The sequence below is a fragment of the Candidatus Binataceae bacterium genome, assembly GCA_035294265.1.
GTDB lineage: Bacteria > Desulfobacterota > Binatia > Binatales > Binataceae > DATGLK01.
The window spans coordinates 1-26,343 of record DATGLK010000010.1; the positions used below are offsets into that span (position 1 = coordinate 1).

Annotated in this window: 21 protein-coding genes; 17 read left to right on the plus strand and 4 right to left on the minus strand. The window is 63.7% G+C overall.

Going from position 1 to position 26,343, the window contains the following annotated elements:
• The 3 genes from VKV28_01085 to VKV28_01095 form a co-directional block, all read right to left on the minus strand.
• Window positions 1-705, minus strand: a 705-nt coding sequence (locus tag VKV28_01085) for a glucose-6-phosphate dehydrogenase assembly protein OpcA (GenBank protein HLH75374.1), incomplete at its 3' end; no start/stop codon positions are given.
• On the minus strand, window positions 702-2,249 hold the full coding sequence (zwf, locus tag VKV28_01090; protein ID HLH75375.1) for a glucose-6-phosphate dehydrogenase: 1,548 nt from the start codon (window positions 2,247-2,249) through the stop codon (window positions 702-704). The genes VKV28_01085 and zwf, both read right to left, overlap by 4 nt.
• Before the next feature lie 429 nt (window positions 2,250-2,678).
• Window positions 2,679-3,818: an acyl-CoA dehydrogenase family protein gene (locus tag VKV28_01095; protein ID HLH75376.1), complete on the minus strand. Its 1,140-nt coding sequence runs from the start codon at window positions 3,816-3,818 to the stop codon at window positions 2,679-2,681.
• A gap of 323 nt (window positions 3,819-4,141) precedes the next feature.
• On the opposite strand from VKV28_01095, the gene fumC reads away from it, so the two are divergent.
• Both fumC and VKV28_01105 read left to right on the plus strand, forming a co-directional pair.
• Window positions 4,142-5,557 carry a class II fumarate hydratase gene (gene fumC / locus VKV28_01100; protein ID HLH75377.1) on the plus strand — a complete coding sequence of 472 codons (1,416 nt, stop codon included), beginning with the start codon at window positions 4,142-4,144 and terminating at the stop codon, window positions 5,555-5,557.
• 57 nt (window positions 5,558-5,614) lie between these two features.
• On the plus strand, window positions 5,615-6,991 hold the full coding sequence (locus VKV28_01105) for a glycosyltransferase (protein ID HLH75378.1): 1,377 nt from the start codon (window positions 5,615-5,617) through the stop codon (window positions 6,989-6,991).
• Between the two features lie 353 nt (window positions 6,992-7,344).
• Here VKV28_01105 and VKV28_01110 read toward each other — a convergent pair whose 3' ends face one another.
• The gene (locus VKV28_01110; GenBank protein HLH75379.1) at window positions 7,345-8,607 is read right to left on the minus strand and encodes a Rieske 2Fe-2S domain-containing protein; all 1,263 of its coding nucleotides are present in this window, start codon (window positions 8,605-8,607) and stop codon (window positions 7,345-7,347) included.
• A gap of 947 nt (window positions 8,608-9,554) precedes the next feature.
• On the opposite strand from VKV28_01110, the gene VKV28_01115 reads away from it, so the two are divergent.
• Genes VKV28_01115 through VKV28_01185 form a run of 15 tightly spaced genes read left to right on the plus strand, consistent with a single transcriptional unit; the run spans window position 9,555 to window position 26,334 of the window.
• Window positions 9,555-10,307, plus strand: a complete 753-nt coding sequence (locus VKV28_01115) for a polysaccharide biosynthesis/export family protein (protein ID HLH75380.1) — start codon at window positions 9,555-9,557, stop codon at window positions 10,305-10,307.
• Window positions 10,308-10,331: 24 nt separating this feature from the next.
• Window positions 10,332-11,840 carry a hypothetical protein gene (locus tag VKV28_01120; GenBank protein ID HLH75381.1) on the plus strand — a complete coding sequence of 503 codons (1,509 nt, stop codon included), beginning with the start codon at window positions 10,332-10,334 and terminating at the stop codon, window positions 11,838-11,840.
• A 15-nt stretch (window positions 11,841-11,855) separates the two neighbouring features.
• The gene (locus tag VKV28_01125) at window positions 11,856-13,160 is read left to right on the plus strand and encodes an ATPase, T2SS/T4P/T4SS family (GenBank protein ID HLH75382.1); all 1,305 of its coding nucleotides are present in this window, start codon (window positions 11,856-11,858) and stop codon (window positions 13,158-13,160) included.
• Window positions 13,157-13,942 (plus strand): hypothetical protein, encoded by a 786-nt coding sequence (locus VKV28_01130; protein ID HLH75383.1) that lies wholly within the window; start codon window positions 13,157-13,159, stop codon window positions 13,940-13,942. Before VKV28_01125 ends, VKV28_01130 begins: the two co-directional genes overlap by 4 nt.
• Window positions 13,932-15,017: a Gfo/Idh/MocA family oxidoreductase gene (locus VKV28_01135; protein ID HLH75384.1), complete on the plus strand. Its 1,086-nt coding sequence runs from the start codon at window positions 13,932-13,934 to the stop codon at window positions 15,015-15,017. Before VKV28_01130 ends, VKV28_01135 begins: the two co-directional genes overlap by 11 nt.
• A complete protein-coding gene (locus VKV28_01140; protein ID HLH75385.1) occupies window positions 15,017-15,517 on the plus strand; it encodes an acyltransferase in 501 nt (166 codons plus the stop codon). Before VKV28_01135 ends, VKV28_01140 begins: the two co-directional genes overlap by 1 nt.
• Window positions 15,514-16,662 (plus strand): DegT/DnrJ/EryC1/StrS family aminotransferase, encoded by a 1,149-nt coding sequence (locus VKV28_01145; GenBank protein ID HLH75386.1) that lies wholly within the window; start codon window positions 15,514-15,516, stop codon window positions 16,660-16,662. The genes VKV28_01140 and VKV28_01145 overlap by 4 nt, the downstream gene beginning before the upstream one ends.
• Window positions 16,655-18,061: a sugar transferase gene (locus VKV28_01150; GenBank protein ID HLH75387.1), complete on the plus strand. Its 1,407-nt coding sequence runs from the start codon at window positions 16,655-16,657 to the stop codon at window positions 18,059-18,061. The genes VKV28_01145 and VKV28_01150 overlap by 8 nt, the downstream gene beginning before the upstream one ends.
• Window positions 18,058-19,104, plus strand: a complete 1,047-nt coding sequence (locus VKV28_01155; GenBank protein HLH75388.1) for a GNAT family N-acetyltransferase — start codon at window positions 18,058-18,060, stop codon at window positions 19,102-19,104. The genes VKV28_01150 and VKV28_01155 overlap by 4 nt, the downstream gene beginning before the upstream one ends.
• An 11-nt stretch (window positions 19,105-19,115) precedes the next feature.
• Window positions 19,116-19,979, plus strand: coding sequence for a glycosyltransferase family A protein (locus VKV28_01160; GenBank protein HLH75389.1), 864 nt, complete (start codon window positions 19,116-19,118; stop codon window positions 19,977-19,979).
• Window positions 19,970-21,184, plus strand: a complete 1,215-nt coding sequence (locus VKV28_01165) for a hypothetical protein (GenBank protein HLH75390.1) — start codon at window positions 19,970-19,972, stop codon at window positions 21,182-21,184. The genes VKV28_01160 and VKV28_01165 overlap by 10 nt, the downstream gene beginning before the upstream one ends.
• Complete coding sequence (locus VKV28_01170) at window positions 21,181-22,362, plus strand: glycosyltransferase family 4 protein (GenBank protein ID HLH75391.1); 1,182 nt, start codon at window positions 21,181-21,183, stop codon at window positions 22,360-22,362. The genes VKV28_01165 and VKV28_01170 overlap by 4 nt, the downstream gene beginning before the upstream one ends.
• Window positions 22,363-22,368: 6 nt before the next feature.
• A complete protein-coding gene (locus VKV28_01175) occupies window positions 22,369-23,106 on the plus strand; it encodes a hypothetical protein (protein HLH75392.1) in 738 nt (245 codons plus the stop codon).
• 38 nt (window positions 23,107-23,144) lie between these two features.
• Window positions 23,145-24,491: a hypothetical protein gene (locus tag VKV28_01180; GenBank protein HLH75393.1), complete on the plus strand. Its 1,347-nt coding sequence runs from the start codon at window positions 23,145-23,147 to the stop codon at window positions 24,489-24,491.
• A 25-nt stretch (window positions 24,492-24,516) separates the two neighbouring features.
• Window positions 24,517-26,334, plus strand: a complete 1,818-nt coding sequence (locus tag VKV28_01185) for an HAD-IIIC family phosphatase (GenBank protein HLH75394.1) — start codon at window positions 24,517-24,519, stop codon at window positions 26,332-26,334.
• Window positions 26,335-26,343: the final 9 nt, after the last annotated feature.

The following is a 26,343-nucleotide window of genomic DNA, read 5'->3' on the forward strand; positions in this document are numbered from 1 at the left end:
CCAACCCATCAGCAACCAGGCCTGAGGCAGCGCGTGCGGGCCGTGCTCGATTTCCACCTCAGACAAACTGGCCAGGGCGCCAGGCACCACCGCTGGGTCCAGTCCCTGGCTGAGCAGACGGCGCCAGGGCTTGAGCCTGCGCCAAGCGAGATCGGCGGCGGTCAGAATCTCGGGGCGGCTAGCCCAGCCGGCGGTCGCGATCATCGCGGCCACCGGATCGTGCCAGTCGATACTGTCGTAGATCACTTGATCGGCCATCCGCGCCAGATCGACGAACAGCCGGCCGCCATCAGGCGGCGCCATCGGCGGGGCCCACCACAAAGAGGTGGGAATATCGCCTAGAAGCAGGGGCCGAGCCAACGAGCTGAGGCTGACCGCGCGGGCGCGCAGAACCACTTGCTCGCAGACCACCTGATGGCCGCGGTCGTCGGAGACCCGCTGGGTGCTGACAGCCGCCTGCGGAACTCCGGCTTCGGAGTCGTCGATGAGGGTCAGTACGCGCGCCGGATGGCTGCGTACGACGTGGGGCAAGTCCTCCATCACCTCCGCCGCACGCGCAGCATCGTCGCAGTACACGATCAAGTTGGACATGCAGGCGCGAGTCAGCGCCGGCATCACCGCTCCGTGGGCCTGGGCGGGACGCCACAACGCCGCCAGCGCGGCCTCGATCTCGCTCGGCTTCACCGGCGTCAGCGCTGCGCTCACAGCGTCCTCCATCGCCTCCCATCGGCACCGATCAACCGATCGGCGGCGGCCGGGCCCCAGGTACCGGCCGGATATTCGCTCAACCCGCTACGCCCGCGGCTGGCCCAGACCTCGCGAATGGAATCGATCCAGGCCCAGGACGCTTCCACCGCGTCCCGGCGCATGAACAGGGTCTGCTCGCCCGCCATCACGTCCAACAGCAGAGTCTCGTAGGCTTCGGGTGAGGCCTGCTCGCCGAAAGTAGTACCGTAGCGAAAATCCATCTTGACCGGAAACAGGCGCGAGCGCGGCCCGGGCAGCTTGGTGGAGATGCGCAGCGACATCCCCTCGTCGGGCTGGATGCGCAGGGTCAGCGCGTTAGGTTCGGCGACCCCGGCCTGATCGAACATCAGGCGCGGGACCTGCTTCCATTGCACCGCGATTTCGCTGGCGCGCTTGGGCAGGCGCTTGCCGGTGCGCAAATAGAACGGCACTCCAGCCCAGCGCCAATTGTCCACGAATACCTTCATCGCCACATAGGTTTCGGTGGCCGAATGGGGATCGACTCCGTGCTCCTCGCGATAGCCTGCCACTTCGATGCCCATCGCGTAACCGCGCCGATACTGGCCGCGTACCACGCAGCGATCGACCTCCTCGCCCGTCAGCGGGCGCAGGCAGCGCTGCACCTCCAGCTTGTGGTCGTGAATCGCCTCGGGGGTCATCGCGTAGGGCGGCTCCATCGCGGTCAGGCAGAGCAACTGCATGATGTGGTTTTGGACCATGTCGCGCAGCGCACCCGCCCCCTCATAATAGCCCGCACGCGTGCCCACCCCTTCCTCTTCGGCCACCGTGATTTGCACGTGGTCGATATATTTCTCGTTCCACAAAGGCTCGAAAATCGCGTTGCCAAAGCGCATTACCAGGATATTCTGAACCGTCTCCTTACCCAGGTAATGATCGATGCGGTAGATCTGGCTTTCGTCGAACACCTCCGCCAAAGCGTCGTTGAGCCGGCGCGCGCTGGCCAAGTCGCTGCCCACCGGTTTCTCCACAATGATTCGGTTGAAAGGCTTGCCGGAAGCGGGCGGGTTGACCAGCCCGGCACGCTGAAGCTGCTGAACGCATAGGCCGATGAGCCGCGGCGGAATGGCCAGGTAAAAGATCCGATTGCCCGGGATTTGCAGCCTGCTTTCGATCCGCTCCAGCTCCGCTTTGAGCGCTGCGAACGCGCTCAGATCCGCAAAGTCACCGGAGGCATAGAACATCCGCTGGGCCAACTCGCGCCAATGGTTGTCGTCGGGCGCGCGGCGCGAAAAGCGGGTCACGCCCTCGCGCCCGAACTCGCGGTAGGCCTGGTTATCCAGGGCTCGGCGCTCGAAACCTACCACCGCGAAGCTGGTCGGCAGGGTGCCCTCGAGCAACAGGTTGTAGAGCGCCGGTATCAACTTGCGCCCGGCCAAGTCACCAGCGCCGCCAAAAATTACCAACGAACAAGGCTGCGGCACCAGGTTGCTGGTCAGTCCCGATACCAGCGGATTGGATTGCGTGGCTTCCAGCACACTCACCTACCTCGGCGCGCACCGGCAATGACCGGCCGTGCCTGACACCATCGCGATCAATGTTTGCCTAACCGCCGCGTGGCGGCAACTAGTGCGGTAAGCCGATGCTTGTGGTCAAACTGGCCCGCTTGTTAGCAAGAGCGAGGCAGCTCACGCCTCAAAGACGGGCTATAAGCCCGATAGACTAGCAGACTGCGGACAAAGTCTTTGCAGCCAGCTTCCCCTGCCTGTTATCTACCAAAACACGTTTCATTTCTGTGGGTGCGGGAAGTCAATCCAAACTGCTGTGGAGATGGGTTTGAGCTGGGCCGCACTGGCGCGGCGTATCAATTTTCATCCCTACGTAGGCCCTGGTCGGAAAAGGCAGATTTCGCCCCAAACCTTTTCAGGGTAGCCATGCCGCGGGAGTCGCAAGAATAAGGAGGGTGGGGAACCTCAATTAGGGGCTGAGGCCAGCGCCTCGGCGAGCACCCGCTTGGCGCCCCACAGCACCGGGGTTTCACCGTAGCTGATACAGGCGGCGCGCGCATCGCGAAAAAATAGCTCGATGGGCGCGCGCAACGCATGCTTGCCGAACAAAGGCAAAGCGTGACCCGCCACTCTCAAGGCGGCGTTGGCGCAAAAGAGCTGGGCCGCCAACGCATAGTGAGCGCCTTCGGCCAAAGTCGCGTCAATTCGTTCCAACGCGGCCCGCGACAGCGCCCGGCAGGCCTCCACCCAGGCGAACATTTCGAACAGCTCATGCTGGGCCTGGATATGCTCGCTGACAGGTTTGCCGGCGTACAACGTCTGCCGGCAATGCTCCAGGGCTTCCATCAGCGCGGCCCGCGCCAGTCCGGTGGCCACCGCGCCATGGACCGCGTGCCAGGCACCTTTCAATTCCAGGCGAAGTTGCTCCGCCAGGCTGCCCGAACAAATCCGCAACCGGCGTGGCAGCTTGACCCCGGCGAACCTGAGTTCCGCCACCGTCAGGCCTCGCTGGCCGATCTGATCAGGCGCGGGAGTACGAATCACATCGGCGCTGCGCAAGGGCGCGAAAAACACGGCCAGCTCGCCTTCTAATCGGGCGAACACCAGCGCATGAGTTGCAATGGCGCCGTTGGCAACCCAGGGCAAAATACCGCGCAGCACGAAATAATCGCCCAGGCTGTGAGCCGCGATAGCATCGCTCCCCTCGGCCAGCGGCCAGCCGCCAATTGCGCGAGCCCCAACGTCGCTGACGTAGGCGCGCAGAAATTCCGCGCTCAAGCCTTCATCGTTCAGCCGCGCCAAGGCCGCAAAAGGCATCGCCGTTGCCAGCAACGCGAGCGCCAAACCGGAACAGCCGTATCCCAACTCCTCGAACACTGCTTGCTGGCCGACCCCGTCAAGCCCCATCCCACCGATTGCTTTGGGCAAGATCGCGGCGTGATATCCGGCGCGGTACGCGGCTTTGAGTACCTTCCACAGCGGAGAGTTTTGTGCGATCAGCTCGGCGGGATCCTTAAGACCATCAATCGGTGCCGCGGACGGCCGCAGTGTGCGCTTCGCGAATTGCGCGGCGACCTGTCGCGCGTTGGATTGTTCACTGCTCATATTTCAGGTCTGGTCGCGCAAGTTTTGCACATTTTTCAAGTCAAGCTGATGTGCACAAAAATCATCCAAAATTGCGAATTTCAGAACATATTGTAGCAGGTATGGCCAGTGCAGCGCATGTACCAATAATTTGGTAGATTTTTGTACTCCAAATAGCGTAGGTCGCAAGTGCTGCCTGCTCACAGTAAGCCTGCATGCAAGGCCAGCCATGCCTGTGCTGCAGCTTGACTGAGCCTCTGAACCCGCTCAATTAAGATTTTCAAGCGAGCTAAGATGAATTCGCGCACGCGCAGCGGACAATCGATCGAGGAAAGAGCATGTCCATGGAAAAAGCGAAGACTGGGAGCAAACCAACCCGGACGGAAACCGACAGCATGGGAGCGATCGAAGTCCCAAGCGACCATTACTGGGGCGCGCAGACCCAGCGCTCGCTGATCCACTTCGCAATCGGCGCGGACACCATGCCGCGCGAAATGATCCGGGCCATGGGCATCCTCAAACGGGCGGCGGCGCGGGTCAACGAGGATCTGGGGAAGCTGGCCCCGGACAAGGCCAAGCTGATCATGGCGGCGGCCGACGAGGTGATCGAGGGACGCCTGGACCGGGAGTTTCCCCTGCACGTCTGGCAAACCGGCAGTGGCACTCAATCCAACATGAACGCCAACGAGGTCATCTCCAATCGCGCCATCGAGTTGGCGGGCGGGGTGATGGGCAGCAAGCGGCCCATCCATCCCAACGACGACGTCAACATGTCGCAGTCCTCCAACGACACGTTCCCCACGGCGATGCACATCGCGGCGCTGGAAGAGCTCAGCCACCGGCTGCTACCCAGCGTGACCGAACTGCGCGAGGCTCTGGCGCACAAACAGGCGGAGTTCGATCAAATCGTCAAAATCGGCCGTACTCATCTGATGGACGCGGTGCCGCTCACCTTGGGCCAGGAATTTTCCGGCTATGTCGCTCAGCTCGATCAGGCGATCGAGCGCATCAAAAACTGCCTACCCGAGCTTTACCACTTGGCGATCGGCGGCACCGCGGTCGGCACCGGGCTCAATGCTCCTTCTCAGTTCGCCGAGCGGGTGGCGGCGGAAATCGCGCGGCTGACCGGCCTACCCTTCGTCTCGGCGGCCAATAAATTCGCCGCCCTGGCCGCGCACGACGGGCTGGTGGCGGCCAGCGGCGCGTTGCGCACCCTGGCGGTGGCCTTGATGAAGATCGCCAACGACCTGCGATGGCTGGGTTCGGGCCCGCGCTGCGGGCTGGCCGAACTGATTCTGCCCGAGAACGAGCCGGGCTCCTCGATTATGCCCGGCAAGGTCAATCCCACTCAATGCGAAGCGCTGACCATGGTCTGCGTGCAGGTGATGGGCAATGATGCCGCCATCGCTTTTGCCGGCAGCCAAGGCAATTTCGAACTCAACGTCTTCAAGCCCCTCATCATTCACAACCTGCTGCATTCGGTCCGCCTGTTGGCGGACGCGGCGCACAGCTTCACAACCTACGCAGTCAAGGGACTGGCGGCCAATCATCGCCAAATTGCGCATTTTTTACACAACTCCCTGATGCTGGTGACCGCCCTCAGCCCCCAAATCGGTTATGACAACGCTGCCAAGGTTGCCAAAAAAGCTCACGAAGAGCACAAAACGCTGCGCGAGGCCTGCCTGGAACTCAAATTCTTAAGTGGCGAGGAATTCGACCGGGTGGTCCGTCCCGAGCTAATGCTGGGGCCGGAAGCCTGAACCAACCGCCTATCAGCTAGGCTTGCCGCGCCGCTTTCGTGCTATAGGATGGGGAGCATGCCTCAGGATGGCTTGAGCCCGGGCGAGAGGGCGGCGACGCTGGACTTAAGCGTTATACTTCCGGTCCTCAATGAGGCCGATAACCTGCGCCAGCTCCTACCCAAGCTCAGCCAGGCGCTCGAACACAACGGCCTGCGCTACGAGATCATGCTGATCGACGGCGGCTCGCGCGACGACACCGCAGCCGTAGCGGCGCAGGCGGGCGCCCGTTTGCTGCCCGAGCAGCGACCCGGTTACGGCGGTGCCCTGGTGACTGGCTTCAAGGCTGCGCGCGGTCAGTACCTGCTCACCTTGGACGCCGACATGTCGCACGAGCCCACCATGGTGGGGCGTCTGTGGCAGGCCCGCCATCTGGGCGACATCGTGATCGCCTCGCGCTACGTGCGCGGCGGGCTGGCCTATACTTCCTGGGGCCGGCGCGCGCTCAGCCAGCTCCTCAACCGCGTGCTGCGCCGGCTACTCTCGATGCCGGTGCGCGATCTGTCCAGCGGCTTCCGCCTCTACCATCGCGACGCCGTGGCCGAGCTCAGTCTGCAGGGGCGCAATTTCGAAGTGCTCGAGGAGATTCTGATCAAAGCTTACGCCGCCGGCTTCAGCATCGGCGAAGTCCCCTTCACCTACTTCCCACGCGATCGTGGGGTTTCCCACGCCCGCTTGCTGCGCTTCGGCCTGGACCTCAGCGTCTCTGCGCTGAAGTTGTGGAAGCTGCGCAATTCGATCGAGTCGGCCGACTACGACGCGCGCGCCTTTTACAGCCCCATTCCGCTGCAGCGCTACTGGCAGCGCCGCCGCCACCAGATAATCACCGGCTGGGCGCGCGCCGCCGGCCGCACCCTGGACGCCGGTGCCGGCTCCAGCATGATCATCCAGAGTCTGAGCAACGCAATCGCGATGGAATACAATTTTTCCAAGACTCGCTACTTGAAGCGACTGGGAATTCCGGTAACGCGCGGTTCGGCTTTCGCTCTGCCCTTTCGCAGCGGCTGTTTTGATTGCGTAATCAGCTCGCAGGTGATCGAGCATATTCCCTTCGACGAGACGCTGTTTGACGAAATGGTGCGAGTGCTGCGTCCCGGTGGCCAGCTGATCGTAGGCACTCCGGACTACGCCACCATTGGTTGGCGTATGATCGAACCCATCTACGGGGCACTCATGCCAGGCGGCTACCGTGACGAGCACATCAGCCATTATACCCGCCAAAGCTTGGCGCAATTGCTGGAGCGGCGCGGCTTGGTGCACGAGGCTACTGCCTACGTGGCGCGCAGCGAACTGATCATGCGTTATCGCAAACCCACCCTCGCCCTTAAGCCGGTTGCGAACGAAGCCGCTGTGGCCAGCGCTTCTACCAGCCCGGCGTTTGACGCAGCAGGGTAGGCCGGAGCAGGCCAGGCTGAAAGTGGGACAGGACCCTTGGCGGCTTCAAGCGACGCCGCCCGACGCTCGCACGATCTGGCGGCCCCGTTTGTTCCTCGTACGGGGTTCCTACATTAAGCCTACGGTTGCTCTGAGCTCGACTTGATACGCGGCATTTTCGCAGGAGCTCGCGCAGGACACTTAGGAAACCCTACCTGCTCTGACAATCGCCGCTTGCAGGAGCCCCTTCTAGCCATTCCCACATGATGAGGTCCTATGGCGCAGCAAGGGGCTGGTACCAGCCCGACTTAGCGTAGGCCACCTACCCCAACCTCCCCCCGGCAAGCGGGAGGAGGTTGGGGTTACAAGGAAACTCAGCCTGCAGCACCCTCTTCGACGAACTCGCGCGCCACTTTGCGCCAGTCCTCGCCGGCGGGAATAACCGCATCTTCGGCGCGGATGGGCGAATAATCGATTCGCTCGTCGGTGCCGAAAGCAGGTTCGCCCTTGGCAAAGCGCTTGACCGCGTCCAGCAGCATTCGGCGAGCGCGGTTAATCGAAGTATCGCTCATGCCCAGGTACTCGCGGCTGCGGTCGCAAATGATGCCTTGGGCCATCGCCACCGCGAAGTCCTCGTAGCGCAGATGGGAAAAGCCGGCCCAGCTGCCCTCTTTCATGCGCGCGCGGTTTTGCCCAAAGCGCTGCTCCACTCCCAGCGGCGCGATGCCCTGGGCGATGTCGTCCACGCCGTCGATGCGACGGGCGTTGTTTTCGGGACCCAGCGGCCGCACGTAATTGTAGACCACGTCCCATTGCGCCGAATGTTCGTCGTCCACCGGCACCGAGATGGTCATGTCATGATCGTCGGCGCGCCCGCCAATCGGAATGAAGGAGTAATAGGGCACCACGAAGTCGCGCACCCGCACGTAGCGCATATCGCCCGGCGCCTTGCGCACGGCCGCCTCGCGATAGCCATAGAGCGTGTTCTCAAACTCGAAGCGCGGCCCGGTGTCGTAGCTGATCACACCGCGGGCGCCGATGCGGCGCCGGTTGCCATTGACCTGGCGCAACCAGTCGCGATGCAGGATCGGCACATGAGCCGAATCCAGCTGCCCCTCCAGCCCGTTGAGCCAGTTGGCATGGACGATTCCCACACACACATCCAAGTGTTCCTTGGGCAAGGCAAAGAAATCGTACTTGGGAAATTGGGGCGGCTGGCCCGCGCCAATATAAACCCACACCACCAAACCAGCTTCGCGCACCGGGTAATGGCCAACTTTAATTTTAGCGGCATACTCGCTGCGTCGCTCCGGGCGCTCGCAGGGGACGTCCAGTATTTCGCCGGTCGGCCCCAGTTTTAGGCCATGATAGGCGCAGCGCAACCCGTCACCTTCATTGGTCGCCATCTGCAGCGAGACCCCTCGATGAGGACAGGCCTCGTCGAAAAATCCCACCCGGCCGTCGCTGGCACGAAAGGCCACAAAATCCTCGCCCAGCAGCCGCACCCGCACTGGTGCTCCACCCGCGCTCAAGCGTTCGGAACGCAGCACGGGAGTCCAGAATTGGCGCATGTAGGCACCCATGGGAGTGCCAGGGCCAACCCGCGTCAACAATTCGTTTTCTTCCGGCTTGAGCATATCTACAGACCTCCGTCGCGCGCCACGACAACGGGCGCGCTCTTCATTGATCCGCGCGGCGCGCACCCTTGGTCTGGCGCAAGCACCGCACCTGGCTATCTGCTTATTGGCTTAGCAGAATTTCCCTCCGCGGGATATCGCTTGCGCGATATCGGCCCCGGGCCATCAATGCTGCACCCCCGGCCGCAGTAGGGAACATCGTCGACCGGCATCCGCCTATCAAGCGTAGCCGGCAAGCTGGAAGCATCGCCACACCTGCGCACACCCGTCGCGCGCACGGTATGGTGATGGCGCTGTTGTGGAAGGAGCGATCTGGCTAAGCGGCTGAGCACTGAGCGCTCAGGCAGGGCGCGAAGACCCCCTCCAGCAATATCGGCGCTCGCTCTTGCAAGCAACCCTCGAGGTCAAAATGGCTTTGACCTCAACCCTCCTGCACCGATCAAGGTGAAATGAGGGCGCGGGAGTAGCCTGCGCAGGCTCTTTCGGCAGCCGGCGCGGCGCGGTGAATCGGACCTCGGCGAGGGCCGACGACAAGTGCATATTTGCCCCCAGCATGTGCGAAACGAAAGTTGGCGCGAGCCGACGATGGCGCAAGGATTACGCACAGCGGCCGATCCATGCCCTTTCGGGCGACAAAAAAATCCTTGTCCTACAAGGCTTAAGCGGCCGACCTCGACACATTGAATCAAATTAGGCCGGCTATGCTGTCCTCAAGGGCAGGCGAGTGACCACGACCATTACTGCATCATGTGGGCTTCTTTTGGGCGCGATCAGAGTATCAAGTGAACTAGCTACTGAACGACATTCAGGATATCGGGCGGAAAGTTGACAATACATATTGGCTATTTCATTTTTGTAGCGCGGCGCGACTCGACATCCGGCTCCTGCAAACAGATCCGCGCGCCTGCACCCGACCACTGGTGGCGTTCACTGAGGACACGATAACGATGGTAAAAACATATTTCAGTCAGCACTGCGGTGCGCTACGCCGCGCCCTGGCGTTGACTGCCGCGCTGTGGGTTTGTGCCTGCTGCGCGCGCCAGAGCGACTCCGCCGCGCTACTCAACCAGGAAGTCCCCTCGCCGCCCTGCCTGAGCGCCAACGATCCCGAAGGTACCACCGCCCCCGGCGACCGCATCGCGCCCGGCGACTTGCTTTCGATTTCGTTCTATCTGTCGCCCGAATTCGATCAGAACATAAGAGTGCGCCCTGATGGCGATGTCGAGCTCAAGCTGGTCGGCGAGCTACCCGCCGCCGGACGCACCCCGGCTCAGTTCGCGCGCGATCTGGATCAGGCTTACGGGCACGAGTTACTGGCGCCGCAGGCCAGTGTACGGATCGCCGACTCGCCCAACCGCCGGGTCTATGTCGAAGGGCAGGTGGCCCACCCCGGCGCCATTGCGCTCCAGCCCGGAATGCGGGTGATACAGGCGGTGGCAGAAGCCGGCGGCCTTACTGAAGACGCAGGTGCGGCCAACAGTATCTTGATCCGCCATGACGCCTGCGGCTACCCCCACGGCAGCAAATTCGACCTGCAAAGCGCGCTCAACGACAGCAACGGGGAAGAGGATATCGCCTTGATGCCGGCCGACGTCGTGGTGGTGCCGCGCTCGGGCATCGCCAACTTCAACTTGCTGGTCAAGCACTTCGTCAAGAACAACATTCCGGTCGATCCCTATCTTCCCATTCCGATTCCATAACCGGAGCAAGGCATAAGCACAATCATGCAGAACTATTTAAACCAATGGCTGGAGATAGCCTTTCGCCGCCGCGAGCTGGTGTCCCGGGTGACCCTTGGGGTCTTCGGCGCAATTCTGCTGCTGTCGCTGGCCTGGCCGCCAATCTATCAGGCTACCGCCACCGTGCTGGTCCAGGACAACCGCGCGCAATTTCTGGTTTCGCCCACTTTGCCCAGCGCCGCCACTAACCAGCCGGCGGTGATGGTCAATCCGGTCAGCGAAGAAGATCTCAATTCCGAGCAAACCTTGCTCACCAGCCGCGCCTTGATCGAGCAAACCCTGGCCGCACTACCGCCCCCACACCCCAATCTGTGGGGTGAACGCCTGCGCGCCATGCGCGACTTGCTGGAGTTGCCAGCCCTGGGCTACCGCGCCTTGCATGACGCCCCCGCGCCCGACCCCGTCCAGCGCCAGGCGATGGCGGTGCAGTCCAACTTGTCGGCCTGGGTAGTCAAGCGCTCCAACCTGCTCCAGGTCAGCTTCCGCTCCCATGATCCGGGCTGGGCGCGCAGCTTTGTCGCCGCCTTGCTTAGCCATTACCTGGACTACCATGCCCGGCTGTCGCAAGACCCCCAAGCCGAGCGCTTTTTTCAAGCCCAGGCCGCCCTTCTGCAACAAAGGCTGAGCCTGGCCGAGCAGCACCTGCTCGCGATCGAAAGACAGACCGGCATTAGTAATCTGGACGAGCAAAAGCAGGCCCTGCTCAACGATCTGGAAAATTTCCAGGCGGGTATGCGGCGCAATCAGGCTGAATTGGCGGCCAGTCACGAACGGGTGGCTTCGTTGCAGGAGCAACTGCGTAGCAATCCCCAGCGCGTCACCAAGGAAACCAAAGTGGTCCAGAATATGGCCCTGCAAAGTATCAAACCGCAGGTGCTGGCGCTGCAAACCCAACGCGCCGAACTGCTGACCCGCTACCGGCCCGACAGCGAGCGCATTCGCGACATCGACGCCCAGCTCAAGGCCGCGCAGGCCATCCTGACACGCGAAAACCACACCGAGATTGAAGAGAGCAGCACCGATATCAACCCGGCCTGGGAGACCCTCGACAGCGAGCTGGCCCAGGCCAAGGTATCGGCGGCGGCGCTGCAGGCCAGCCAGCAGGACTTGGCCCAGGAAGTAACCCGCTACCGCTCCGAATTAAGCGCGCTGACCGGCGATGAAAGCAGCTTCGAGGAAGCCACGCGCGAGGTCGAAGTGGCCAAAGAAGCCTATCTCTCCTACGTGCGCAAGAGCGAAGAGGCGCGTGCCGCCGGAGCCCTCAACCAAAGCCGCATCCTCAACGTCAGCATCGCCGAGCCACCCGCCCTGCCGTTGCGCCCGGTGTTTCCCAACCTGCCGCTGAACCTGGCGGTGGGGGCGTTGCTGGGGCTTGGGTTGGGGCTGGGAGCAGCCTGGTGGGATGAAGAACGTGACAGTCGCATCCACAGCTTGGCGGCGATTCAGCGCGCCAGCGGTCTGCCGACGGTGGCGATACTGCCCGAAGCCTTTTAGGTAGGGCGAAACGCGATGCTCAATCAGCATTTCGGCTTGAGCGCCAATCCGTTCCAAGGTTCAAGCGTCAGCGCGGCGCTCTACCTGGGCCGCGCCCATCGCGAGGTGCTGGCTACCCTGGAGTGGGGGCTGTCCGAACCGAGCGGCTTTACCCTGGTTACCGGCGAGACCGGCACCGGCAAGACCACGCTCATTTATTCGTTGTTGGCGCGCAGCCATCCCGAAGTCCGGATCGTTCATCTAAGCGATCCCAAACTGGGCTTTCGCGAGATGCTGGGGTTGGTGTTGGCTGAACTCAACATCAGGACCCGGTTCTCACGTCTGGCTCTGGTGCAAGGGTTCAATCAGGCGTTGGCCAACCTGGCACCCGATCGCCGCCTGGTCCTGCTCCTGGACGAGGCCCAGGGTTTATCCGACCAGACCTTAGAAGATTTACGTCTGCTGGCCAATCTGCCGGCCGCCACCCGCACTCCCTTGCAACTGATCCTGGTGGGCCAACCCGAATTGGCTGCTCGCCTGCGCCAGCCCCAGTTGCGCCAATTCAACGAGCGCATCGGCGCGCGCGCCCAATTGAGCCGGCTGGAGCGGCGCGAGGTGGCGCCCTACGTCGATTGTCGGCTGGGCGCGGTGGGTGGCAAAGCTACCACCATCTTTAGCCCCAGCGCGCTACGCCAGCTCGCGCGCCATTCCGAAGGGCTGCCACGCCGCATCAACGTGCTGTGTCACAACGCGATGTTGCTGGCCTATGTGGCTAACCAGCGCCGGGTAGGGGGGGGCATGGTGCGGGCCGCGGCGCGCGAGTACGGCGGCTGGTTGAGTGCGCGGGCAGGCGGATCGGCCCCAGCACCCGCGCGCCCGCGGCTGCGGCGGATGGGGCCGCTGGCGGCAGCGCTGATGCTGGGGCTGGCGGCCTGGCAAGGCTGGGAACATGGCGCACCCCATTCCCCAGCACGACCCGCGCGTGGCGGGATGCCTGCCGCGCGTCTCGTGCGCAACAGCGCTCCACGCCCCCTGGTGACAGCAATGGCGCCGGCGGCGATCGCCGCCGGTCCTGGCCCCATGGCGCAGGCCCACGACTCACAGCGCGCGCCGCTGGCCGCCCTACCCATCCCTAGCGTTGTCTCCAGCCTGCCGGCTCATCGTCAGATCGTCATCCATCCCGGCGACACGGTCGGCGCCCTGGCCCTGCAATATCTGGGCTCCAACGCCCAGCAAACCCTCGCCCAGGTCGCGCGCGTCAATCCGCAGATCACCGATATCAACCGGGTGTTCCCGGGAGAAACCATGATCCTTCCCGCCGTCGGAGGACCGTCTCGATGAGTAGTTATTTCGAAGTGCTGCAACGCGCCGCCCGTCAGAATCTCGACGCCGCCGAGGATGTGATTACGCTGGAGACGCCCGCCGAGCCGCCGCCAGCCCCGCGCCCGCTACCCGCGTCCAGCGTGACCCAACTTCCCATCGCCCCCTCCATCGTCGGCAACATTGCGCGCGATCGCGCCATCCGCCGCCTCACCGAACGAGTCGCGCCACTGGCGGCGCTGGGCAACCCGGTACGCCTGCTGGTCAGCGGCTGCCGCCCCGGCGATGGCGCCTCCAGCGTGGCCGGCGGCATCGCGCTCGATTTGAGCCAGCGCCTGGGCTTACGCACGGTGCTGATGGACTTGCATTTTCGCCACCCCACCCTGCAACGCCTGTTCGCCTCCCCCGAAGGCGCCTGGCCGGCCGCCAACGCTCTGGTCAACGTGCGCCCTACGCGCTGGTCCCAGCTCGCCCTTGGCACCTGTCATCTACCCGAACCTGGGGCCGCAGACGGCGCGTTGGCGGCACAAATCGATCAGGCGCTGGACGCCTTCCCGCTGGCGGTGGTCGATTTTGGCGTACTGCGGCTGGATGCGCGGATGCTGGCCCTGGCACGGCCCGGCGACGCAATCCTGCTGGTGGTGCGTTACGGCCATACCGAACGTGCCGAGCTGGCGACTACGGTGAGTGCCTTGCGTGCCGCCAACCGAGCCTTGGCCGGGGTGATCTTCAACGCCGCGCGCAGTTCCTTACCCCCCACTATCCGTCGAATTTTCGGCACAGGAGTCCGCAATGAGTTTTGAGCCTCAGGTCCAAAAAGAGGGCACCGCACAACCCAAACTGGCGCCCACGTTGAGCGGTTTGGCGGTGGTGGGTTTGGGCTATTGGGGTCCCAACTGGGTCCGTAACCTGAGCTTGTTGCGCTGCGCCCGCCGCCTGGTGTGCTGCGATTTGGACGCCGAGCGCCGCGCCCGTATCCGTCAGCTCTATCCCGGCGTGGAGACTACCGACCAATTCGAAGACGTGCTGCGAGACCCCACTATCCGTGGCCTCATCATCGCCACCCCGGTCAGCACCCATTATCCACTGGCCCGGCGCGCTTTAATGGCGGGCAAGTCGGTGCTGGTGGAAAAGCCGCTGGCAACCGCCAGCACGGAAGCACTGGAATTGGTCCAGCTCGCGCGCGAGCAGGGCTTGACCCTGATGGCCGGGCACACCTTCGAATACAGCGCCCCGGTACTCAAGATGCGTGAGCTGATTCGCTCGGGAGAGCTGGGCGAAGTCTTTTACATCAGTTCGGTGCGAGCCAACTTGGGGCTGTTCCAACATGACATCAACGTGGCCTGGGACCTGGCCACCCACGACGTCTCGATCATCCTGATGCTGCTGGGACGGCTGCCCGAGGCGGTCAGTTGCCAAGGCCAAAGCCATTACCGCTGCGAGGTCGAGGACGTAGCCCTGCTGACCCTGTGGTTCGCCAACAACGTGGTTGCCTTCATCCACGTGAGCTGGCTTGACCCCAACAAGATTCGCCGCACCACCATCGTCGGCTCCAAGAAGATGCTGGTGTACGACGACACTGCGACTCAGGAAAAAATCCGTATCTACGACAAAGGAGTGACCGTTTTGCCCTACTACGACACCTACCGCGACTTCCAGTTTTCCTATCGTTACGGCGACATTCATATCCCCCGTCTGGAGGATACCGAGCCCCTCAAGACTGAGTGCGAGCACTTCTCCCGCTGCATTCTGACCGGCGAGCGGCCCGCCACCGACGGTATCAACGGCTTGCGCGTGGTCAGCGTGCTGGAGGCAGCCGGCTGCTCGCTGCGACAAGGCGGCGCGCAAACCGCGGTGCGATGCCCGGAGGTGGCGTGATGGAGGGCGGTGGGGAACGTCCGGTGGGGGTCGCCGCCGATGTGCGCCTGGGGCGGGCGGTGCGTCTGGCGCCTTGGATCAACCTGTACGGCTGCGAGATCGGCGAAGAAAGTCGCATTGGAGCCTTTGTCGAGGTTCAACGCGGGGCTCGCATCGGCGCCCGTTGCAAAATCTCCAGCCACAGCTTCATCTGCACCGGGGTCGTGATCGAGGACGAGGTCTTCGTGGGGCATGGCGTGATTTTCATCAACGACCGCCGGCCCCGCGCGGTCAACTCCCAGGGACAGCTGCAAAGCGAAGCCGACTGGCGGCTGGAACCCACCGTGGTGCGCCGCGGCGCTTCTCTAGGCAGCGGCGCAATCATCATGTGCGGCGTGGAGATTGGTGCTGGAGCTTTGATCGGCGCGGGCGCGGTGGTCACCCATAACGTCGCGCCCGGCACCTGCGTGATGGGCTCGCCAGCGCGGGCGCATAGGCGCTTTGGGGAGGGGTTACGATGATCAAGTTGGTCGATCTGGCGGCCCAAAACGCCGAGATCATGTCCCAGACCGAACCCGCGCTGGCCGAGCTCCATCGCCAGACGGCTTATGTCGGCGGCCCGTCGGTCGCCGCCTTCGAGAATGCTCTGGCGGCCTACCTTGGCGTCAAGCGAACGATCGGAGTGGGCAGCGGCACTGACGCCTTGCGCTTGGCGCTGCTCGCGGCCGGGGTCGGTCCCGGAAGCGAGGTCTTGACCGTGCCATTGACCTTTATCGCGACCGCCGAGGCGATCGTTCAGACCGGTGCGCGGCCGGTGCTAATCGACGTCGACCCAATCCGGCGCACGATGGACCCCCAAGCCGTGCGCGCCTATCTGCAGGCCGGACGCTGGCAGACCGCGCAGGGGCCACGCGCCCTCTTACCGGTGCATCTGTATGGGCTGCCGGCGGCGATGGATGAATTGCGCAGGATCGGCGCGCAGTGGCACCTGCCCATCATTGAAGACGCCTGTCAGGCCCATGGCGCACGCGTGCTTGTGGGCGGGCGGATGCTACGAGCGGGCGCGGGGGGAGACTTCGGCTGCTTCAGCTTTTATCCCGGCAAAAATTTGGGCGGCTGGGGCGAGGGCGGGGCAATCGCCTTGAATGACGAGGAGAAGGCCGATCAGCTCGCGCGCCTGCGCGATCACGGTCGCCTGTCGCACTACGCCCACCAGGAATATGGCTACAACGCACGCCTGGACAGTCTGCAGGCGGTGGTTCTGAACGCCAAGCTGCAACGTCTAGAGGCCTGGAACGCGCGCCGACGCCTTATCGCTAGCTGGTATAGCGAGCTCCTGGCCGACAGCGTCGTGGGCCTACCTGCCGAACCGGCCGATTGCGAACCTTGCTACCACCTGTTCGTGATCGAGAGCCGGCGGCGCGACGCTATCCGCCAGGCTCTGCTCAGCGCTCAAATCCAGTGCGGAATCCATTATCCCGTACCCCTGCATCTGCAGCCCGCTTGCCGCGAGCTAGGCTATCGGCGCGGCGATTTTCCGATCAGCGAACGGCTGTCCGACACCGTGCTGTCGCTGCCCATGCATCCCCATCTGAGCGCGCGCGAGGTCCAGCAGGTCGCCAGCGTGGTACGCGCCGCCGCGGGCGCGGGGACAAGCAATGTTTGACGTCGAGCAACGCCGACAAAAGGTTCTTTTCGCGCTGGTCGATCAAACCGCACTGCTGGGCGCAGCGGGTTTGGCGCTGGCGCTGCACGATCCCGCCGGCGCGATGGCCGGGCAGTTGCGCCGCACCGATCCTGCGGCCCTCGCGCTGGCCCTGATGGCGGCTGCTCTGGGCTGGCTATTGGTGTTTCGAAGCTGCGGCCTTTACCGTCTGCGCAATGGCGGCGCCCAGGAGTCCGTGGCGGTGCTCAAGGCTTGCGTCGTCGCTTTAGCGCTGACCTTGTTCATAGCCTTCCTGGCCCATCTGCAACTCTCGCGCCTGACCCTGATGCTGATTCTGCCGGTCAGCGTGCTGTTGGTGCGGAGCAATCGAGCCCTCCTGCGCCGCCTCATTCGCCACCTGTATGCCGATCCCAAAATCGCTATCCCCGTGGTGATCGTGGGGCAGGACGCGTTGGCCCACTACGTCTGCGATCGCATCCGAGAAGAGCTGACTCAGTATGAATTGCTGGGCTTTATCGGCCCAGAGTGCAGCGCTTATCGGGGTCCCGTGCTGGGTGGCGAGCCGGTGCTGGCCGAACTGGCCGCGCGCCATCGCAACCTGGAGGTGTTCATTATCCTGCCCGAGGATGCGCCGGCCGAGCTGGAACGGATCGTGCGGCGGTGCGAAGAGTTGCGCGTTCACTGGCGAATGGTGCCGCGGTTGTTTGGCGCGCCCGGGCGCGAGTTGCTGGTTGACATGATCGGCGCGGTCCCGTTGATCGGACCGCGCTGCAGCAATATCGAGGGATTAAACCTGCTCCTCAAGCGCGCCTTCGATATTGCCGCCGCCTGTGCGGCCCTGCTGTGCGCGGGCCCACTGATGCTGCTGGCGGGCGCGGCCCTGTGGCTGACCCAGGGCCGCCCACTGCTCTTCCGCCAAGTCCGGCTGGGGCGCCACGGCCGTCCCTTCGAGCTGCTCAAATTTCGCACCATGACGGTGTCCGCGGCCGATCTAATCCATCGCCAATACGTGCAGCAATGGATCACCGCCGGTGCGCCGGCGGGTGCTCACTTCAAGCTAAGCGAAGATCCGCGCGTGACGGCGGTGGGGCGCTGGCTGCGCCGCTTCAGCCTGGACGAACTGCCCCAACTCATCAACGTGCTGCGCGGCGAGATGAGCCTGATCGGTCCGCGGCCGGCGCTGCCCTACGAGCTGGAACTGTACCAGAGCTGGCATCGGCGCCGCCTGGATGCGCCACCGGGCATAACCGGACTATGGCAGGTCAGTGGGCGCAACCAGCTCTCCTTCGAACAGATGGTGCGGCTGGACATTGAATATATCGACAATTGGTCGCTGGCCAAGGATCTGAGCATCCTGTTGCGCACCCTGCCCGCCATGCTCAGCGGAGGTGGACTATGAGCCAACCCGCGCCCGTCAGCGCATGGGACGAACAACGCCATTTCCATCTCCGGCCTTGGCGCGAAGCCCTCTCGGCCTGGCATCGGCTGGCGACCCAGGCCGAGGGTGCCACCCTCTACCATCGCGAGCCCTGGCTGCGGTTGTTATGCGAATGCTACGGCTTCGAGCTGAGTCTGGCCGCCATCAGCGACGGCCATGATCTAGCTGCCGGCTGCCTGTTGGCCCGTCCGCGCTCGCTGCTCGGGGCGCGCCGGGTCAGTCTACCCTTTTCAGATTTGTGCCCACCGCTGGCGCTGGATCACGGCGCGCTGAAGGATTTGTTAGCCGGTTTGCTGACCCAGGGTAGTTGCGAGCTGCGCGGTATCGATCCCGGACCGCCCTGGCACATCAGTGATTGCTTCCTCCATTGGAGCCTGGACCTGCGCCGCTCGCGGGCCGCGCTGGAGCGCGCCGCCGACCGCAATTTCCGCCGCCAAGTGCGTCACGCGGCCGCTGCCGGAGTGGAGATTGTGATCGGCCAGGCCCGCGAAGACATCGACGCCTTCCATGCACTGCAGGTGGAAACTCGCCGCCGGCTGGGACTGCTGGCCCAGCCGCGCCGCTTCTTTCACCTGGCCCGCTCGATTTTTCCCAAATCCGCTTTGCAGGTGTGGTCGGCACGCTTCAAGGGCCGTACGGTGGCCGCGGTAGTGGTGCTGCGCGAGGGTGAACGGCTGCACGCCAAATGGGCCGCGCGCACGGTGGAGGCGCCGGCGGGCGCCAATCATTTGCTCTTCTGGAGCGTGGTGGAGCATTACGCAGGCAGCGTGCACTGCCTGGATTTGGGGCGCAGCGACCGGCACAACAGCGGTCTCAACCGCTTCAAGCGCGAGCTGGGCGCGCAGGCGCTGGCGCTGCCGTATGCATTCTACCCGCGCCGCCCGCGCTATCTCAGCGCCGAGATCACCACCGGCGCGCTCGGCCTGCTGGCAGTCATAATTCGACGTTTGCCGCGCTCGCTGTGCAACGCGCTGGGCGCAACCTTCTACCGCTATCTGGGCTGAGAAAGTACCCAATGAGCTCACCGCCATATCTGGCCATCACTCCAGCCCGCGACGAAGCCGCCCTGCTCGGGCAGCTCGTTGAATGCATGGTCGCGCAGCAGATCCGTCCGCAGCGCTGGATCATCATCGACGACAGCTCGCGCGACGCCACCGGCGAGATAATCGACCAGGCCGCGCGCCGCTATTCCTTCATCGAACCCGTTCATCTTGCGCGCCAGGAAGGCCGTGCACCGGGCGGCGAATCAGTCATCATGCAGGCTCTGCCTAAACCGTTGTGGCAGGGCTACGACTGGTTGCTGCGGCTGGACGCCGATTTAAGCTTCGCGCCCGACTTCGCCGCCTTGCTGCTGGCTGAATTCGCGCGCGATCCGCGTCTTGGGATAGCCGGCGCCAGCCTGTTGGAATGGCGCGGCGGACAATGGCATGCGGTCGGCGGTCCGGCCTTCCATACCCGCGGCGCCACCAAGTTCTATTCGCGCCGCTGCTTCGAGGCGATCGGCGGCCTGGAAGCGGGCCTGGGCTGGGATACGGTGGACGAAGCGCGGGCCTGGATGAAAGGCTTTACCACCCGTACCTTTCTTCACGTCCAGGCCCGCCATCATCGCCCCTGCGGGGGGGCACGCGGCTTTGCGCGCTTGCGGCTGGCACAGGGGGTGGCGGCTTATAACGCAGGCTACTCACCTCTATTCATGATGGCGCGCGCGCTGCGTCAACTCACCGCCAATCCGCCGCTGGCGACACCGCTTCTCATGCTAGCCAGCTACTGGGCCTCCTGCCTGAGGCGGCGGCCGCGGCTGGCTGAACCACAACTGGTGCGCTTTATCCGCCACCAACAACATCGCCGCTTGTTGCTGAGGACAAGTCTATGGCGTTAGAAGCAGCGCCGGCCGCAGTCCAGCTCGACTCGGGAGGAGACGCGCAGTTTGGCAACGATGCCTTTTCGTTCTGGAAGCCGCCCGAGCCTTGGCGTGAGCGCTGCGAGATTAGCGTCCGCGCTTCGGCAGTGCTGGCCGAATGGTATCTGCTGGAGCGTTATTTACCCGAGCGCGGGCGCCGACCACCCAGCGGTATGGAAGCCTACTATGCTCTCAAGCAGGCCATTCCGCCCTGGCTGCGCCATCGGGTCAATTACCTGGTAATCAAAGCGCGCCGGCGCGTCTCTTTCCCGGCCTGGCCGTGGGAGAGCGCCTTGCTGGAGTTGCGCCTGAGTTGGCTGCGCCAAATCGCCGCCCCCGGTCAGGAGCTGTGGCATATCGGGCTGTGGCCGCAGGGTCTGCGCTGCGCGGTAGTGCTCACCCACGACGTGGAAAGTTTGCTGGGCTTCGAGCGAATGGAACGGATGGCCGAGGTCGAAGAACGCTACGGTTTTCGCTCGGCCTGGAACCTGCCGCTGGCTCAATATCCGCTGGATTGGGAGCGAATCGCCCGCCTGCGCCAACGCGGCTTCGAATTCGGCGCGCATGGCTTGAGCCACGACGGTCGGCTGTTCCGCAGCTATGAGGATTTTCGCACCCTGAGCGCCCGGCTGCAGCAAAGCGCACGGGCCCATGATTTGCGCGGCTTCCGCTCGCCCTCCACCTTGCGTCGGGCGGAATGGATCAAGCTTATGGACTTCGATTACGACTGCTCCTTCGCCGATACCGACCCGTACGAGCCGCAGCCCGGCGGCACCTGCAGTCTGTTTCCCTTTTTTCTCGGCTCGTTGGTGGAATTGCCCTACACCCTGCCCCAGGATCACACCCTGATTCATCTGCTCCATCGCGACCCTCTGCCAATCTGGATAGCCAAGGCGCGCTGGATAGCCCAACGCGGCGGCATGATTCTAAGCTTGATTCACCCCGATTACTGCGGCGCCGCTCCCTATTTGAAAATCTACGAGGAATTGCTCAAACAGCTAGCCGATTTGGAGCACGCTTGGCGCGCCTTACCTTCGGAAGTAGCGCGCTGGTGGCGCCAACGCGCGCAGATGCAACTGACTATCGACAAAGGCAAGGCATATATCAGCGGGGAAGGCGCGGCCGCGGCCCGCGTGGTGACCCTGCGGGAGGCTGCCGACAACGGGCGGAACAACGGTCTATGAGGCGAGCCCTGATAATAGCCTACACCACCTATATTCACGACGGACGGGTCAAGCGCCACGCCGAAGCGCTGGCCGAGCGCGGCGATGAAGTGGACGTTATTTGCCTAGCTACTACCCCGCCGGTTATCGCCAGCAAGGTCAACGTGATCGGAATCCGCATCCCACGCTACCGTGGCGCCAGCCGCCTGAATTACATCACCAGCTATCTCCGCTTCTTCACCCGCGCCGCGACCTTGGCCACGCGCCGCACCCTGGCCCAGCGCTACGACGTGGTGATGGTGTGCACGATGCCCGACGCCGCGGTCTTGTGCGCGCTGCTACCCAAGCTGCTGGGCAGCGCAGTTGTGCTCGACGTGCACGACACGATGCCCGAGCTGTATCAGGACAAATTCCCCGGCCGACGCGGCTATATCGGAGCTCGCCTGCTGCTGCTGGAAGAACGCGCCAGCGCGCTGCTGGCCGATCGGGTGCTGGCGGTACACGAACCCCATCAGCGTCGCTTGGAGCGGGCCGGAGTGGCGGCCCACAAGATCCGCACCGTGATGAACGTGCCCGACCCCAACCTGTTCCAATGGCAAGCCGAGAGCTTGCGATTCGTCCAGGACGATGATCAACGACGCTTCACCGTAGTCTGCCACGGCACGCTGACCGAACGCTTGGGACTGGAGGTCGCCTTCAAGGCGATAAGCCTGGTGGCGGAGCAATTGCCGCGGCTGCACTTGCGCGTGATCGGGACCGGCGATTATCTGGCACACGCCAACGAGTTGGTGGTGGCGATGGGCCTGACCTCCCGCGTCACCTTTCACGATCCGGTGCCGATCGAGCGGCTGCCCGCGCTCTTGCGCGAGGCGGCGGTGGGGCTGGTGCCCAACCATCCCAGCGGTGCCACCCACCTGATGCTGCCGGTCAAACTGTTGGAGTACGCGATGCTGGGTATTCCGGTGGTCAGCGCCCGCCTGCGTACCATCGAGCATTATTTCGACCCAGCCGCCATTGCTTATTTCCAACCCGACGATCCGACGGCGCTGGCGCGCTCGCTGAGCCGGCTTTACCACGACCCCGCATTGCGCGCGACGCTGGCGCGCAATGCTTATGAAATCGTGCGCGAGTTGGGGCGCACGCAACGCGAGCGTTATTACCGTGCGATCGATTCCTTACTTCCCGAGCAGGAGGCCTGAGTCACGATGCAAACCACAGTCCTGGTGGTCGGGGTGGGCGAGGTTGGAGGCGCCCTGGCCAACGTCCTCGCACACCATTGGCGGGTGGAGCGTCTGGATTTGGAACCGCGCCCGATCCCGCGTCCGATCGCAGTGATGCACATCTGTTTTCCCTTTGTGCACGCTCCCGCGTTCGAGGCGGCCGTGGCCAGCTATGTGGAGCGGTTTCAGCCCCAACTGACCATCATCAACAGTACCGTGCGACCCGGCACCACCGCGGCGCTCGCTGCTCGCTGCCGGCAACCGATGGTGTTCTCTCCGGTCCGCGGCAAACACACCCATATGGAGGCCGACTTGTTGCGCTATCGCAAATTTGTCGCCGCCACTGAGCCAACCGCCGCCGCTGCCGCCCAAGCCCACTTCGCCCAGAGCGGAATGCAGACCACCCAGATCGATCGACCGCAAACCCTGGAGTTGGCCAAGCTGGCCGAGACTTCCTACTTCGGCGTGCTGATTGCCTTCGCCCAAGAACTCAATCGCTATGCTGCCCAATTGGAGGGCGATTATGATCAGGCTGCCAGCTTTTTCGAGGAAATTGATTTCCTACCCCGCTGCCGCTACTTCCCCGGGTTCATCGGCGGCCATTGCGTGATTCCCAATCTCAAGCTTCTTCAGCAACTTCGCCCCAGCGCCCTATTCCAGGCGATCTTGGACTCCAACCAACTGCGCGCAAAGGAATTAGCGCCAGCGAGCGCAGATAGATGAGCACGCCCAGCCCTAGCCGGTTGCCTCGGTCAGGATCGATGCTGACCAGCGCCGGCCGCTATGCGCGGCTGCGCGGCTTGGGCAATCGCTATGCCGAATTGGCGCATCAGCCGGCGCTTGGAGCGCACGTTCGTCTCATCGGCGCGACGGCAGGCGACTTTGCACGGTTGGGGCCGAACCAGGCCGCTCAGCTCAAACAACTGGTCACCGAGGGAGCCGTGCTCTACCTGCGTGGCCCCTTTGCGGCCGGCAATTTCAGCTTGGCACCTTTGATCGACCTGCGCTTTAGCCTAGGCGATGAGGTCCTCACGTCGGCCTGCCGCTTCACCCACGACGCTCTAGTGCCAGCGGTGTTGATGGGCGAGACGGTAGAATGCACCCCGAAACTACCCTACGCCAGCGGCTTGGGCAGCGCGGTGCGTCCGTTGCTGGTTGCCTGCGCAACTCACGGCGGCGAGTGGCCGCTGGTATTTGCGCAGCGCGTGGGCCAAGGCGTCGTGATCTGCGACCTGCAGGCCGAAGAGCCGCCGGCCACCACCGTGCAAGTGCCCATTTTACATCGCTTGAGCGAGCCCCGCAGCCGCTGCGCCGATGCTGGTGCCCTGATCGCCGCCCGTCGGGCCAGCTTGCCCGCGCCTGCTCCTCCCGCCTACGATCTGGTGCTCGACGATCGGCCGCGCAGCTTCGAGTACGGGCGCGAGACGGCGCTGCGCAGTTGGCTGATGCACATGGCGGGGTTGTGCCCCGATGTGCATGTGGATTTTGCCTGGACACCCAGCCAGTACCATCCCAGCCGCGGCTACGTGCAAATTCTCAAGGCCTTTGGCGCCGGCTTCGTCTGGCATGGCTTCCATCAGCATGTCGATCATCGCCGCCTAAGCCGCCCCGAAGCAGCCCTGGCGCAGGGCCGGCGCCGGGTCGAGAGCATCTGCCGGCGCTTCGGCGTGCGCTTCCAGCCGGTCATGATTTTTCCCTACGAGCGGGCCACCCCCGAGACCATGCGCAGTCTCAAGCGCGCGGGATTTATCGCCAGCGTCGAAAGCCTGGATAACCGCGGCGCGGAGGAAGCTCATCTGCCGCCCTTTTTGCGTTATTCCGACCCGTTTCAGAGCCTCTACGCGGGTTGGTTTCCGGTTTTGCGCCGCCACGCTCTGGCTACTCTGAGCTACGACCGCTTGCTGGCCCTGGGGGCCCTGGACCTGCCAATTATCGCCGCCGCCCATCCTGGCGATTTCGGCCTGCGCCATTTCAGCCGTCTACGCGATCACGGCACCCAGGAGCGCTTCGACAAGGTCTTAATGTTCGCCGCCAGCAAGGGGCTGCGCCCCCGCTCGTTGGAAGAAATCGCTTTGGAATTGCTGGGAGAGCTGGCCGTGGGCCAATAACTCGGGTCAGGAGGCATCGGCTACCATGTTCGAGCTGGATCAGTACGAACCCTCGCTACGCCGGGGGCCTGCGCTACAACCGCGCACCAGCTATCAGCCCGCCCGAGATATCGGCGCGATGGCGTTGCTTGGGTGGGCCGAACACTGCGTGGAGTGTGCCGCGCCCCAATGCTACGCCAGCTGCGACCTCTACCAACCCCGCCCCGACCGACGCTGCCGCCGCTTTAAGTACGGCGCGTTGAAGAATCCGGCCTTTCCTTGCCTGCGTGGTTATGGGGTGGAGGTGAGCTTCAAGAAATGGGGCAAATTGGAAGCGCTCGGCACTTCCGTCCTGCGTCCAGCCACCGCCGTCATGCGCTGGGAGCGGATGATTGAGCGCGGCACGCCGCTGAGCAACCGGCTGGCTCGCCTACTCTATCGCTGGTCGGGCGATTGGCGGCATGCGCAATTGACCTATACCGCCGTCAGCAAGCTGCTGCGCCAACTTGACCGCCACCAGCGCGGCAACATGCCTGACGCCTTTTTGCTGGAAGTCTATAATCCTGGCGAGCAGCCGGTGGCACTGCAGATAGTCTTCCGGATTTTGCCTGGAGGAACGGCCGCGAGCAGCGCCAGCTGCGCCCCGATTATCAGAACCTGCACCTTGCCTCCGGGCTACTCGCGCCACGAAATCGATGCGGCCCAGCTTCGGCCGCTGCTGGAGGGTGCACTGCCCTTTCTCATCTCCCTGCAACCCGAGGGCGACGAAGAGGCCCAGCTGGTTTTCCTGAGCGCCGACTTGGTGCGCTGGAACACACCGCGCCCGGGTGCGGGCGGGGCTATCAAATGCGTGGTGTGGGATCTGGACAACACCATGTGGGAGGGCATTTTGGTCGAGGGCGACCAGGTCTGCCTGCGCGCCGGGATGCGCGAACTGCTGGAAGAATTGGACCGGCGTGGGATCTTGCATAGCATCGCCAGCAAAAACGACCACGCCGCCGCAGTCAAACAATTGACCGAGCTGGGGGTGGTCGACTACTTCCTCTATCCGCAAATCGATTGGCAGCCCAAAAGCCTTAAGCTCAAGGCGATCGCCGAGGCGCTCAATCTGGGCCTGGACAGCTTCGCCTTTATCGACGACAACCCTTTTGAGCTGGCTGAAGTCGCCCGAGCCTTGCCTACCGTGCTCGTCCTGGGCGCCGACCGTATCGCCACCTTACTCAGCGACCCGCGTTTTGCCGGCAGCACCACCGCTGAAGCCCGCCAACGGCGGCGCCTCTACCAGCAACAAATCGAACGCGAGCAGGACCTGCAGGCTTTCGGCGGGGACTACCTGGGCTTTCTGGCCAGTTGCGCGATGGTGCTGGAGCTGAGCACCTACCATCCTGACGATGCGCAACGGGTCGCCGAGCTGGCACAGCGCACCAATCAGCTTAACTTCTCAGGCCACAAATATAGCCGCGAAGAACTGGCCCAGGTGCTGGCGGATGAGCGGCTGGATAAGTACGTCTTGCGTTGTTCGGATCGCTACGGCGGCTATGGAACGGTTGGTTTTTGCGTAGTTCGTTCGGTCACGCAGCTTGAAGTAATCGACTTCATGCTTTCCTGCCGGGTGCAGGGCCGAATGGTGGAGCAGGCCTTCTTCGGACATCTGCTGACTCATCATAACGCAAGTGGAGCAACTTGCCTGCGGTTGAATTTCCGCGCCACCCAACGTAATCAGGCGGCGCGCGCGGTTCTCCAAGCGCTGGGTGCCAACGTCAGCGAAACCGGCCTCGCGGTGCTGACTGTGGCCCTGGACCGCTTACGCTGCGAATTCGTAAGCGTGCGTTGCGCGGCCTGTGCGCAACCGCCCACGGCCTGAAAGGGAGCG